Below are 12,357 nucleotides of genomic sequence, written 5' to 3' on the forward strand. Positions count from 1 at the left end.
TCGGCGAACTCCCCAAGACCCGCTCCGGCAAGATCATGCGCCGCCTGCTGCGCGACATCGCCGAAGGCCGCGAAGTCGGCGACACCACCACCCTCACCGATGCCGCCGTGATGGCCACCATCCAGGCCCAGCTGACCGACGGAGCGCTCGGCGGCTGAGCCCGTCCCGTACGCCCCGCACGCCGCTCACCGGTTCCCCTCCCCGGTGAGCGGTCCGCGGCCGTGCGCAAGCACGACCTGTCACCACTGGCCACCAGGCGGTCACCGCCTTCGAACTCGCCCGAGGAACAACCACGTTGTCGCACCGGCCCGCACTCGCCGCCACCAGGGCGACCGCCGCGCTCGCCCTGCTCCCCTGCCTCCTGATCATCACCGGCCAGCAGGACCGGGCCGGGGCGGACCGGGCCGACGGCCGCGGCAGTCCGTTCGCGCACGAGTCCGTCGACCGCTCCGCAACGGTGCCACCGGCACCGGACCGCTTCCGGCCCCAGCCCGTCCCGCCGCCCCTCGGCAGGCGCAGCGGGCTCGGCGACCTGACGGCCGGCCGGTCCGGGCTGAGGGTGACGGCGTTCGGGCACGACTCCTCGCACGCCGCCGACGGCGCCGCGGTGACCGCCATGCCGGAGAACGCCGAGGAGAACCAGGAATGGCTCGTACGGCCCACCGCCGGCGACGCGTTCCTCCTCCAGTCACTGCTGCTGGGCACCGGTGAGGACACGACCGGCCCCCTGCTGCTCACGGCGGACCCGGACGGCTCCGTGTACCTCTCCGCCGAGCGCCCCGGAAACGGGCCGGAGGCCGCGGCCGAGGACCAGTCGTGGACCTTCGCCGACCTCTCCGCCCCGCTCCGCTGGAACGCCCCCGACGGACGGTCCGCCATCCGGCTCCGGATCCACGCCCACGGGGGCCGCTGCCTCCTCGACCAGGGGTACGGCGAGCGGCTCACCCTAGGAGCCTGCGACGACCCCCGGGCCTGGTGGACCGCCGGAGGACTGACCGGCTGAGCTCGTACTGCGGCTGCCGGTGCGGCTACAGTCCGTCCCATGAGTGAGCCGCTGCACCCTCCCTTCGGAAACTTCACGACCGTCGTCGCAGCACTGGAGGTCTGCGACGACCTCGCCGCCCCGGTGGCCGACGCCCTGAAGAACTGGGACGTCCGGGAGGCTGCCGAGGCCGCGCTGTACGCGGACACCGACCCGGGAAAGGCGGACACGGCGGTGTTCTGCGAGTTCTACGAGGTGCCGCCGGAGCTCTCCGCGAACTGCGTGGTGGTCGCGGCCAAACGCGGCGGGGAGGTCACCCTGGCCGCCTGCCTCGCCCTCGCCGACACCCGGGTGGACGTCAACCGTGCCGTCCGCACACACCTGGGGGCGCGCAAGGCCTCGTTCGCCCCGATGGACACCGCGGTCGAGCTGACCGGCATGGAGTACGGCGGCATCACCCCGGTCGGCCTGCCCGGCAGCTGGCCGCTGCTCATCGACGAGGCGGTGGCCGCGGCACCGTACGTCCTGGTCGGCAGCGGTCGGCGCCGGGGCAAACTCATCCTCCCCGGCTGGGCACTGGCCCAGCTGCCGGGCGCCGAGGTGCTGGCGGGCCTGGCCGGCTGAGGACCGGACCGCGCGCCGCGGCTGTCCGAAAACGGATGGTTGTCGGTAATGAACGGTTGTGTTCCCTATCGCCCGGGGCTACCGTCGGTAGTGGCGAACGAATCCGTCCCCCCTGCCCCCGCGTTCGCCCCCGAGCCATTGGGGAACCTGCCATGGCCACCTCGCGTGCCCTGGCCACGGCTCCGCCCGCGACCGCACGTCGGGGCCAGCACCCAGGGATTGCCCTCACCGTCATCGCGGCCACCCAGCTGATGGTGGTCCTCGACATCACGATCGTGAACATCGCCCTGCCGCACATCCAGCGGGCGCTGAGCTTCTCCACCACCAACCTGTCCTGGGTGATCAATGCCTACACCCTGACCTTCGGCGGGCTGCTGCTGCTCGGCGGCCGCGCGGGCGACATCCTCGGGCGCCGGCGGGTGTTCATCGTCGGCGTGCTGCTGTTCAGCTTCGCCTCGCTGCTCGGCGGGGTCGCCCAGTCCTCGTCCTGGCTGCTGGCGGCCCGGGCCTTGCAGGGGGTGGGCGGGGCGATCGCCTCGCCCACCGCGCTGGCGCTGATCGCCACCAACTTCAAGGAGGGCCCGGAGCGCAACCGCGCGTTCGGCGTCTACTCGGCCGTGGCCGGCGCGGGCGGCGCGGTGGGCCTGCTGCTGGGCGGCATGCTCACCTCCTGGCTGTCCTGGCGCTGGGTGCTGTTCGTCAATGTGCCGATCGGCATCGCGATCGCGCTGCTGGCGCCGCTCTACATCAACGAGTCCGACCGCCACCCCGGGCGCTTCGACCTGCCCGGCGCGTTCACCGCCACGGCGGGCATGGTCTCGCTGGTGTACGGCTTCATCCGGGCCTCCGACCACGGCTGGACGGACGCCGTCACGCTGACCGCCTTCAGCCTCGCGGTGGTGCTGCTCGCCGCGTTCATCCTCAACGAGCGGCGGGTCCCGCAGCCGATCACCCCGCTGCACCTGCTGCGCGACCGCAACCGGTCGGGCGCGTTCGGGCTGATGCTGTGCGTGGCCGCGACGATGTTCAGCATCTTCTTCTTCATCACCCTGTTCGTGCAGGAGATCCTCGGGTTCAGCCCGCTGCGAGCGGGCTTCGCCTTCCTCCCGATCAGCGTGGCGATCGTCGCGGCCGCCCAGTTCGCCGCCCGCAACCAGATCCGGTGGGGCGCGAAGCCGTTCCTGGTCGCGGGGTCGGTCCTGGTCCTCGGCGGCGTGTTCTGGGCGACCCGGATCGACATCCACAGCACCTACGCGGGCGGCATCCTCGGGCCGACCCTGCTGTTCGGCCTCGGGATGGGTTCGATCTTCGTCCCGGTGATGCTCACCGTCGTCTCCCACGTGGCCCCGCACGAGACCGGAGCGGCCACCGGCAGCCTCAACACGATGCAGCAGGTGGGCGGTTCGCTCGGGCTGTCGATCCTGGTCACGGTGTACGGCACGGCCAGCCGCAACGAGGCCGGGCAGCAGGTCGGGAAGTTCCTCCGGCAGGCCACCCCGCAACAGGCCCTCCAGTTCAGGGCGACCGGCAAGCTCCCGGCGCCGTACTCCTCGGAGGTGCTGGTGCACGGCATCGCGACGGCCTTCCAGATGGGGCTGGTGTTCGCCTCGCTCGCGGTGCTGATCGCGGTGTTCGTCATCAAGGTGCGGCGGGTGCCGCAGGTGCCGCACGTCAGCCCTTCGGGGGGCGGTACTTGACAGGGCGTCGGGGCGTCGAGGACAGTCCTTTACGCAAATGGTTTTCATCTTCGCTAACCATTCACGTCCGCGCCCCGCGCGCCCCGCGAAAGAGGACCCCCATGTCGCTCGACGTCTCCCCCGCCCTGCTCGACCAGGCCCGCGACGGCCACGTCGACCAGGCCGACTTCCTCGACACCGTCCGCGTCTCGCTCCCCTACGCCTACCAGGTCGTCGCCGGGCTCAGCACCGAACTCTCCGCCTCCGAGGCCGAGTTCAGCACCGACAACACCACCCCGAGCGACGAGCAGCGGGCCCAGCTGCTGCGCGCGCTCGCCAGCAACGCCATCCGCGGCAGCCTGGAGGACCACTTCGGCGTGAAGCTGGCCTTCGTCAACTGCCACCGCGTCGGCGCCTTCCGACCGGGCTCCGAGGACAGCGCCGCGTACCGCGAGTTCACCTCGCTGCACAACCAGATCCGCAACCAGAGCCCCGAGTTGCGCAGCTGCTGACCCGGATCCCGGCCGCGTCGGGCGCCCACCCGGGAGCGGGTGGGCGCCCGACGCGCGCGTACCCGGCGCTGGGGTGATTCGGCTCGGGCCTCCGGGGTCGGGCGTTCGCGGTCAGCGGGGCCGGGGGGCGAGTTCGAGGACGGTGAGCCAGCGGTCGAGCGCGTCGACGGCGTCCTCGTCGACGGCGGCGCTGATCCACGCCTGCGCCCGTTCCCAGGCGGGCTGGGCGTCCGCCAGTGCCTGATGGCCGGCGTCGGTCACGACGACACGGGTCGTTCGCCCGGTCGCCGACGTCTCCGCGGCGCGGACGTAGCCGAGCTGGGCGAGGAGGTCGAGGTTGCGGCTGATCGTGGAGCGCTCGATGCCGAGCCAGCCGGCGATCTCGGACTTCGACGAGTTCTTGAAGCGCAACCAGGTTTTCGCGGCGAACGTGGACCTCGCCCGGTTGGCGATGCCCACCTCGCTGCCGGAGCGGCTGCCGCTGGTACTGGTCTGTACCGATCCGCGCGTCGAGCCCGCGGGCTTCCTCGGGATCGGAACAGGGGACGCGGGAGTGCTGCGGAACACGGGCGGACGGGTGGACAGCCGCGCAATCGAGGACATCGCCTATCTGGCGGTGCGGCTCGGAGTCAGGATGGACGTCGCGATCGTGCATCACACGCAGTGCGGTACCGGTCTGCTCGCCGACCAGGCGTTCCGCCGCGCGTTCGCGGACCGCACCGGAGGCGACGACGCCGTGCTCGCCCAGCGCGCGGTGACGGACCCGGTCGCAACCGTGCGGCACGACGTCGAGAAGCTCCTCGCCGACCCGCTGATGACGGGCGAGGTCCTCGCGTCGGTGTCGGGGTACGTGCTGCGGCTGGAGACCGGGCTCGTCGAGACCGTCGTCGAACACGTCGTCGAGACCGTGGCCCCGGCCGGCAGGTAGCCCGGTGGGGGCGAATGTCGACGGGTCAGTCAAGGACCGTCGCCGCCTGCCAGGCGCCGGGGCGCAGGCCCGTCGCGTTCTGGAAGAAGAGCGAGAAGTTCGACGGGTCCGGGAACCCGAGCTCGCTCGCACAACGCGCCGCGGTGATGCGTTCGTGGGCGAGTAGGCGCTTCGCCTCGAGCACGATCCGTTCCACGATGTACGCCTTCGCGGTACGCCCGGTGACCTGCTGCACCGCCCGGGTCAGGGTGCGCGGGGCGAACCCCAGCCTCGCTGCGTAGTAGCCGACGTCGTGGTGGGTCCGGAAATGCGCCTCGACGCTCGAACGGAACAGCTGGAACGTCGGGTTCGCCGAGCGCGCCTCGGAGTGCGGCGGCTCGACGCGGGTGATCAGCGCGGACAGCAGGATCTCGGGCAGCTCCGTCGACGGGCCCTCGGCCAGGGCGGCCGCCTCCAGGACGAGATGCCTGCGCGCCGCGTCGACGAACGGCCAGGACTCGGCGGGCACCGGCCACCGGGCGACGAGATCGGGAGAGGCGACCAGCTCCCGCGTGCGGTGCGTTACCGGCGCGGTCGGGACGAAGAGCACCAGGTGTCCCGCGACGCGGGCGATGTCGTCCCAGCGGTGCACCGCGCCGGGTGAGATCCACACCGCGGTCCGTGCCGAGAGCGGGTGACAGACGAAGTCGACCGTGACCGTGCCCTCCCCTTCGTCGACGAGAGCGAGGACGTGGAAGTCGGCACGTTGCGTGCCGCCGTCGTTGATCTCCCGCAGCCGTTCGAACGTCATCACCTCGACCGAGGAGGCCCCGCTGCCGACGGGCTGATAGGTCATGTGCCGGATCGTTGCCACGAGTCCAGTTTCCACCATCGGCCGTCCAGTCCTGCCGATGATCCCTTCCGCAGGCGGCGGTCCAATGGTGACAAGGCAGAACCAGCCTCGAAGCGAGACCGAAGGATCCGAGTATGACCAGCACGCAGCAGCTTTCACTGCCCGCATACGACCATCGCAGGGGCACGGGCCCGACCCTGGTCTTCCTGCACTACTGGGGCGGGTCCGCCCGCACCTGGGACCTGGTCGTGGACCGCCTGCCGGGCCGCGACACGCTCACGGTCGACTTCCGCGGGTGGAGCCGTTCGAACACGCTTCCCGGGCCCTACACGCTCCGCCAACTCGCCGACGACACCGTCGCCGTCCTCGCCGCCGCCGCAATCGACGACTACGTGCTGGTCGGACACTCCATGGGCGGCAAGGTCGCGCAGCTCGTCGCCGCGACGCGACCCACCCGTCTGCGGGGGATGGTCCTCGTCGGATCCGGACCGGCCAGGCCGCCTGCGGAAATCACCGCCGAGTACCGCGAGTTCCTCTCCCACGCCTACGACACCGAAGAGTCCGTTGCCGGCGCCAGGGACACCGTCCTGACCGCCGGCGACCTGCCGGCACGGGTCAAGGCACAGATCGCTGCGGACTCCCGGGCCGGCGCCGACGCCGCCCGCACGGAATGGCCGCTGCACGGAATCGCCGAGGACATCACCGAACACGCCCGCATGATCAGCGTCCCGGCCCTCGTCATCGCCGGCGAGCACGACCGCGTCGAACCCGTCGACGTGCTGCGCCGCAACCTCCTCCCCTACCTCTCCGGAGCGCAGTTCGCGGTCATTCCGAACACCGGGCACCTCATCCCGCTCGAAGCCCCCGACGAACTCGTCGACGCGATCACCGCATTCGCACCGGCCACCTGACCAGCACTCCGCCCCAAGGCCGGCCCGCACCGCAGAAGTTGCGCATCGCGCAACCGCCACCGTTCCATCCCGAGCGAAATGGCCGACCGCATGCACGCGCACACCGAGGACATCGACGCCTCCCACACGGCCTTCGTCGCACATCCGAAGCGCGTCGCCGACTTCGTCGAGCGCGCCGCCAAGGATTTCGCAGAGCGCGTCTGACCTGCCGGGGCCGCTTTCGACCCTCCCTCACTTCCAGCACACCACAGCACGCCACCAGCCCGCACCGGTGGCAGCCGCCCATCCCCGGCAGGGCGATCCGCCCTCGCTCCACGTGCCGTGCGCAGCACCTCCAAGACCCGGCACGCGTCAGCGCGTCGCCGGGGCACCGAACCGATCGGCCCCGCCGTACCGGGGCATCCGGACGAAAGACACACGTCATGACCACAGCTGCACCCTTGTCCGTCTTCGAGCAGCTCGACCTGCCCGACACGAGCCTCACCCGGGACACCTATGCCTATGTGGACCGGATCTCGCCCGCATTCGTTCTCCATCACAGCGTCCGCAGCTATGTCTTCGCTCGCGCCCATGCCCACAACCAGGGTCTGCGCGCCGGCAGCGACTACGACGACGAGTTGCTGTTCCTCAGCTGCGCTCTGCACGACATCGGCCTGACCGAGGAAGGCAACGGCGACCAGCGCTTCGAAGTCGACGGCGCTGACACCGCAGCGGCATTCCTGCGCGGGCACGGCGTCGAGGAACGGCGTATCGCCATCGCCTGGGACGCCATCGCCCTGCACACCTCCGACGGCATCGCCGAGCGCAAGGGCACGGAGGTCGCGCTGGCCCAGGCCGGTATCGGCACCGACATCCTCGGAGTCCAGCGGGAGAGCCTGCCATCCGGCCTCGCCGACGACGTGCACCTCCTGCTCCCGCGCCTGGACCTCGGCTACGCCCTCAGCGACGCCATCCTCACCCAGGCCAAGGCCAAGCCCCACAAGGCGTCCCCGCTGACCTTCCCGGGCGACCTGCTGCGCCGCCACCTGCCCCACGGCGCCTATCCCGGCTGGTACGACCTGCTCGCCGCAGCCGGCTGGGGCGACAAGCCGGTCGGCGCCGTCGCCCGGCGCCGCGCCGAGACCCCGCAGCAGGTGGGGACCTTGTTCATGGAGTACCTGGAGGCAGGCGACGTCGAGGGGCTGGTATCGCTCTACGAGCCGAACGCCCACTTCGTCCCCGCCCCCGGGACTCGCTCGGTGGGCACGGACGCCATCCGCGCGGCCATGCAGCAGATGGTCGACAGCGGCTCCCGCCTCACCCTCGAACTGCGCGACATCCGACAGGTTGACGACGTCGCCCTGGTGTCGAACACCGCCACCCTCACCGGAGCCGGACCGGAGCCGGTGATCTCCACCACCACCGAGATCCTCCGACGACAGCCGGACGGCGGCTGGGCCCACGTCGTGGACGACCCGTTCTTCAGCTGACCACATCCGGCCTCGACCCATGAGCTCGACCTGCCCCCGGAGGCGTACGAGCAGCATCTCGACGTCGACCTCACCGAACTCGACCCCGCGCAGGACGGCTTCCGGGATTCGGCATGACCTGCGGCGGACCGGGCCCCGGTCCGCCGCAGCCAATCTGTCGAAGGGGGTGGCTACGGTGCAGTTCCAGTCGTAGCCGTGGCCAGTCGCTCCGGAGCAATGTCGCGGTGCTCGGGACGGGTGAGCAGGAAGACGGATGCCGCGAGCATGAGGCGTGCGATGGCGAGCAGGCCCACGCTGATCCACGGCGGGCTGGGGCCGATGAGCGCCGAGCCCACGACCACGGCCGTAGTCGACGGTGCTATCTCCAGGAGGAAACCGAATCAAGGACCGGCACATCAACTTCCTGCGCCGCTACCTGTTCAACATCAGGGCCGGCAGCCCCGGCCGGGACCTGCGCCCGCTGCGCGACCCGGATGCGCCCGAGCTGGACGAGGACGACGAGGCCCTGGGCTGGCCTGGGCTTTCTCTCGTCCGAGCAGGCCATCGGCGCTGGCGACCATCGACGGGTTTCCTCGGCCCCGACCAGGGCGACGGGACCGCCGCCCTTCCGGCGAGCCGGTCATCGGCTCGACCGGCGCCGACTCGGCACGCCGGCCGTGGCCGCGGCGGGGTTGATCTCGGGCGGGCGTTGGCGGGCGAGAGCGGCGGCGGTCAGGGCGGTGACCGCCATCGCGGCGATGCCGACCAGCGCTGCGGTGGTGTAGGCATGGTCGTTCGGGAAGAGCTGACCGGTGCCGGTGGCCAGGATCAGGCCGCCTGTCGCGCTGCCCAGGGAGTACCCGACGCTGCGGACGACGTAGTTGAAGCTCATCGCGCTCGACGTCTCGCTCTTGGGTGTGACGGCCAGGATGACGCCGGGCATGGCGGCTGAGAAGCTGCCGACGCCGAAGCCCAGCACACCCATCGCGACGAGCAGTTCGGCCAGGTTCGACCGGGCCGCGGCGAAGAGGACGAACCCGCCGCCGACGATGACGGCGCTGCCGGCCAGGAGAAAGGGTGCGTCGATCCGCGTCCGAACCCGGGGCGTGAGTTTGCCGGCGACGAACCCCAGCACCGAGAAGGGGACGAGGACCAGCCCGGCGACGAAGGTGGTCAGCCCGAAGCCGTAGCCGGCGCTGTGCGGCGTCTGCGCGTACCGCGTGATGAGCGTGAGCAGGAGGTACATGCCGCTCCCGCCGACGAACATGGCGATGTTCGCTCCGGCGACCGCCGGGTGCCGTACCGCCCGGACGCCGACCAGAGGCGCCTTGCTGCGCAGCTCGGAGGCAGTCCAGACGCACAGCAGGAGCACGGCGGCGACGGCGAGGATCGTCGCCGTGGCGAGGTGACGGCTCCACAGGCTCCTCTGGCCGGCCAGGAACAGGACGAGGAACAGCCCGCCCGCCAGGACGAGCGCGCCCGCCACGTTCACGTGAGCGGAGCGGCCTTCGGGAGCCGCGGGTATGGAACGCCACGCGGTCAGGAAGGCGACAGCGGTGACGAACAGACCGAATCCGTAGGCGGCCCGTACGCCGCCGATCTCGGCGAGCAGTGCGGTGAGCGGGTAGCCGACGCCGGCGCCGATGATCGAGACCACCGAGATCAGGGCGATCGTCGCCGTGCTGCGCTCCTCGGGAAGGTGGTCCCGGGCCACGCCCATCATCAGCGCCGTCAGACCGATCCCGACACCTTGGGCCGCCCTGCCGATGAGCAGCCCCGCGAACGACAGCGGCAGCACGGTGAGTGCACTGCCGGCGACGACGATCGCCAGGGTGGCGAGGATCGTGGCCCGTCGGTGTGGGCCGGCTCCGAGCCGGCCGAGGACGGGCGTGGCGACGGCGCCGCTCAGCAGTGCGACGGTCAGCGTCCACTGCGCGCTGTCGAGCGAGATGTGGAACGTGGTCGCCACACTGGTGATCAGCGGCGTCCCGAGGCTGGCGACCGCCGCCACGACCAGGGCGATGAATATCAGGGCGGGGACCAGCAGCCGCGCCTCGGAGCGCTCCGGGGTGCGCCCCGTCACCGCTTCGGCCCTTCTCGGTCCTGGCTTTCGATCTCTGCCAGGTGCGCCAGCGCCGGAAGCGCCGCCACCAGGGCCTTGACCTCGTCGTCGGCGAGTTCGTCGATCAGCCGCGCGAAGGCATCGACGCCCGCCTGGCGCCGCGTCTGAACGTACGACGCGCCGGCCTCGGTCAGACATACCAGGGTGACCCGCTTGTCGGACTCGTCGCCCCTCCTCTCGACCAGTCCGGATTTCTCCATCACCCGGACCAGCACGGTCATCGCGGGCTGGGTGACACCCTCGATCACGGCCAGATCGGTGATGCGTCGCGGGCCGGTCCTGTGCAGGGTGGCCAGGGTGGCGGCGGACGTGATGCTCATATCGCGCGGAAGGCGTCTCACAGCCGTGGTGGCCAGCCCGTAGAGGGCCGACCCGATCGCAGTGGAAGCGCCATGAGTGGCATCTTGACGGCTCATGCGTGAAGCATACAATATTTATATGAATGCTTTATACATCTCTCGTCCCGAACGCCGCGCCCCTGCCCCGCACTCGGCGCGGGAGGCCGACCGGAATCGCTCGGGATCCCAGGCAGCCGGAGACGGGCCCTCGCCGGACCCGGCGGCCGCCTCGGGCTCCTCCGACCCCGCTGCCCCGCACGACGCCCCGCCGATGCCGACCCCGCACCAGACGGCGGTCGCAGTCGGCGCCATGGCGGACGCCGTGCGCCGTGCCCTGGTCGAAGACCGCGCCGAGGACGACATCACCACCCACTGGGCAGTACCGGACGACACCGGCGCCCATGCGCGCGTCGTCGCCCGCCAAGACGGCGTGATCGCCGGTATGGCCATCCCAGCCGAGGTGTACCGGCAGCTCGGCAGCGACGTCGTCGTCACCGAGCACGTTCAAGACGGCGACCGCGTCCACTCCGGGCAGGACCTGCTCACGCTGGCAGGACCCGCACGGGAGATCATCACCGGCGAGCGGACGGCTTTGAACTTCCTGCAACGGATGTCCGGCATCGCCACCGCCGCTGCGGCCTTCGCGGAGGCGGTAACCGGGCTTTCGGCCCGGATCCTGGATACCCGCAAAACAGCGCCCGGGCTTCGAGCGCTCGACAAGGCCGCGGTTGCCGCCGGCGGAGTGAGCAACCACCGGCTCGACCTCGCGGCGATGGTCCTGCTCAAGGAGAACCACATCGCCGCGGCGGGTGGCGTGGCTGCCGCGATCGCGGCAGTGCACGCGTGCAACACACGGGGCGTCGCCGTCGAGGTGGAGGTCGAGTCGACAGCCGAGGCCATTGAGGCGCTGCGCGCGGGAGTCGATTGGATCATGCTGGACAACATGTCCATCGAAGACATGCGGTACATCGTGACACTGCGAGGGTCGGAAGGGCCCCGACTCGAGGCGTCTGGATCCATCACACTGGACACGGTCAGGGCCGTCGCGGAGACCGGAGTCGACGCGATATCCGTCGGTGCCATCACCCACAGCGCGCCGGCGTTCGACCTCAGCCTGCTGCTGACGCCGACGGCACCAGCGGGTGGCGGACACCCGGCGAGGTTCGGATGAGGCCGCGTCTCCTCCAGCGTGGACGGGCTGGAATGCCCGCCATGGCCGACCCCGTCGACCGGGAGTCCTTCGTTCCCGTCTCCGGCACGCTCCCCCGTCACCGAGGGCGCCCCGGGGCCCCGAGGAAGACTTCGCCGGGACACGAACCGGCAGCCGCGGGCGGCAGAGCCGAACCAGACCGGATCAGCACATCCTCACAGATGCCCGGTGCTCCGTCGCCGGTATCGACCAATCCGAGCGTCAATTCGAAGTCGGATATATCCGGCCGAACACAGGAGGTTTCCATGGCCAAGGGCTACTGGGCCAGTGTCTACCCCGCCATTACCGACCCTGAGAGGCTGACTGCCTACAACAAGCTGGCGGGTCCCGCTGTCCGGGCTGCGGGCGGGCGCCTCCTGTCCCGTGACGGTCGAGTCGTCGCCCACGAGGCCGGAATCACGCAACGCGTCGTTCTGATCGAGTTCGACAGCTTTGAACAGGCGGTCGCGGCATACGAGAGCGAGGCATACCAGAAGGCGCTGGTCGCCCTCCCCGACGGCTTCGAGCGCGACCTCCGCATCATCGAAGGCATCGACTGACCGACGGGCCCAGCCATCGCTGAGCATCCGTCACCTGATACGCACACGGTACTCAACGACGACTCGCGAAACGAGGTCCGGGCCGGCTGGACTGTCTCGCTGACCTCGTCGACGAGACTCACGCTCGCCCGAAGCGAACCGCGAGCCGCTTCTCACACGACAGATCGGTCCAGCGAACTCAGGGTACTGATATACAGTTTGAAGAATCGCAGGCCGAGACCTCTTTCGGGGGGTC

Annotated in this window: 14 protein-coding genes; 10 read left to right on the forward strand and 4 right to left on the reverse strand. The window is 70.7% G+C overall.

The annotated features are described in order from the left end of the window. Window positions 1–295 precede the first annotated feature (295 nt). The 4 genes from ABTY61_RS34545 (at window position 296) to ABTY61_RS34560 (ending at window position 3,794) form a co-directional block, all read left to right on the forward strand. Entirely contained in the window at window positions 296–1,003 is a 708-nt protein-coding gene (locus tag ABTY61_RS34545) for a ricin-type beta-trefoil lectin domain protein (RefSeq protein WP_350509118.1), read from the forward strand. Between the two features lie 39 nt (window positions 1,004–1,042). Beyond that, a complete protein-coding gene (locus tag ABTY61_RS34550) occupies window positions 1,043–1,606 on the forward strand; it encodes a YbaK/EbsC family protein (RefSeq protein ID WP_350509119.1) in 564 nt (187 codons plus the stop codon). A 152-nt stretch (window positions 1,607–1,758) separates the two neighbouring features. Then, window positions 1,759–3,303, forward strand: coding sequence for an MFS transporter (locus tag ABTY61_RS34555; RefSeq protein ID WP_350509120.1), 1,545 nt, complete (start codon window positions 1,759–1,761; stop codon window positions 3,301–3,303). A gap of 101 nt (window positions 3,304–3,404) precedes the next feature. After that, complete coding sequence (locus ABTY61_RS34560) at window positions 3,405–3,794, forward strand: SCO5389 family protein (RefSeq protein ID WP_350509121.1); 390 nt, start codon at window positions 3,405–3,407, stop codon at window positions 3,792–3,794. 111 nt (window positions 3,795–3,905) lie between these two features. Here ABTY61_RS34560 and ABTY61_RS34565 read toward each other — a convergent pair whose 3' ends face one another. After that, window positions 3,906–4,205 carry a MarR family winged helix-turn-helix transcriptional regulator gene (locus ABTY61_RS34565; RefSeq protein ID WP_350509122.1) on the reverse strand — a complete coding sequence of 100 codons (300 nt, stop codon included), beginning with the start codon at window positions 4,203–4,205 and terminating at the stop codon, window positions 3,906–3,908. On the opposite strand from ABTY61_RS34565, the gene ABTY61_RS34570 reads away from it, so the two are divergent. Then, the gene (locus ABTY61_RS34570; RefSeq protein ID WP_350509123.1) at window positions 4,195–4,722 is read left to right on the forward strand and encodes a carbonic anhydrase; all 528 of its coding nucleotides are present in this window, start codon (window positions 4,195–4,197) and stop codon (window positions 4,720–4,722) included. The genes ABTY61_RS34565 and ABTY61_RS34570 overlap by 11 nt on opposite strands. Before the next feature lie 25 nt (window positions 4,723–4,747). On the opposite strand, the gene ABTY61_RS34575 is transcribed toward ABTY61_RS34570, so the two are convergent. After that, window positions 4,748–5,557 carry a helix-turn-helix domain-containing protein gene (locus tag ABTY61_RS34575; protein ID WP_502895479.1) on the reverse strand — a complete coding sequence of 270 codons (810 nt, stop codon included), beginning with the start codon at window positions 5,555–5,557 and terminating at the stop codon, window positions 4,748–4,750. A gap of 131 nt (window positions 5,558–5,688) precedes the next feature. Here ABTY61_RS34575 and ABTY61_RS34580 point away from each other — a divergent pair, with 131 nt between their 5' ends. The 3 genes from ABTY61_RS34580 to ABTY61_RS34590 all read left to right on the forward strand — a co-directional run bounded on the left by ABTY61_RS34580 (window position 5,689) and on the right by ABTY61_RS34590 (window position 7,934). Continuing rightward, window positions 5,689–6,465, forward strand: coding sequence for an alpha/beta fold hydrolase (locus ABTY61_RS34580; RefSeq protein ID WP_350509125.1), 777 nt, complete (start codon window positions 5,689–5,691; stop codon window positions 6,463–6,465). Window positions 6,466–6,543: 78 nt separating this feature from the next. After that, a complete protein-coding gene (locus tag ABTY61_RS34585; protein ID WP_350509126.1) occupies window positions 6,544–6,669 on the forward strand; it encodes a hypothetical protein in 126 nt (41 codons plus the stop codon). A gap of 218 nt (window positions 6,670–6,887) precedes the next feature. Further along, complete coding sequence (locus ABTY61_RS34590; RefSeq protein WP_350509127.1) at window positions 6,888–7,934, forward strand: SgcJ/EcaC family oxidoreductase; 1,047 nt, start codon at window positions 6,888–6,890, stop codon at window positions 7,932–7,934. A 619-nt stretch (window positions 7,935–8,553) separates the two neighbouring features. Here the strand turns inward: ABTY61_RS34590 and ABTY61_RS34595 are convergent. Then, on the reverse strand, window positions 8,554–9,996 hold the full coding sequence (locus tag ABTY61_RS34595; RefSeq protein ID WP_350509128.1) for an MFS transporter: 1,443 nt from the start codon (window positions 9,994–9,996) through the stop codon (window positions 8,554–8,556). After that, a complete protein-coding gene (locus tag ABTY61_RS34600; RefSeq protein ID WP_350509129.1) occupies window positions 9,993–10,451 on the reverse strand; it encodes a MarR family winged helix-turn-helix transcriptional regulator in 459 nt (152 codons plus the stop codon). Before ABTY61_RS34600 ends, ABTY61_RS34595 begins: the two co-directional genes overlap by 4 nt. A gap of 232 nt (window positions 10,452–10,683) precedes the next feature. Here ABTY61_RS34600 and nadC point away from each other — a divergent pair, with 232 nt between their 5' ends. Both nadC and ABTY61_RS34610 read left to right on the forward strand, forming a co-directional pair. Beyond that, window positions 10,684–11,544 carry a carboxylating nicotinate-nucleotide diphosphorylase gene (gene nadC / locus ABTY61_RS34605; RefSeq protein ID WP_350509130.1) on the forward strand — a complete coding sequence of 287 codons (861 nt, stop codon included), beginning with the start codon at window positions 10,684–10,686 and terminating at the stop codon, window positions 11,542–11,544. 284 nt (window positions 11,545–11,828) lie between these two features. Further along, entirely contained in the window at window positions 11,829–12,122 is a 294-nt protein-coding gene (locus ABTY61_RS34610; RefSeq protein ID WP_350509131.1) for a DUF1330 domain-containing protein, read from the forward strand. Window positions 12,123–12,357: the final 235 nt, after the last annotated feature.

The organism is Kitasatospora sp. NPDC096128 (genome assembly GCF_040303105.1).
Classification (GTDB): Bacteria; Actinomycetota; Actinomycetes; order Streptomycetales; family Streptomycetaceae; genus Kitasatospora.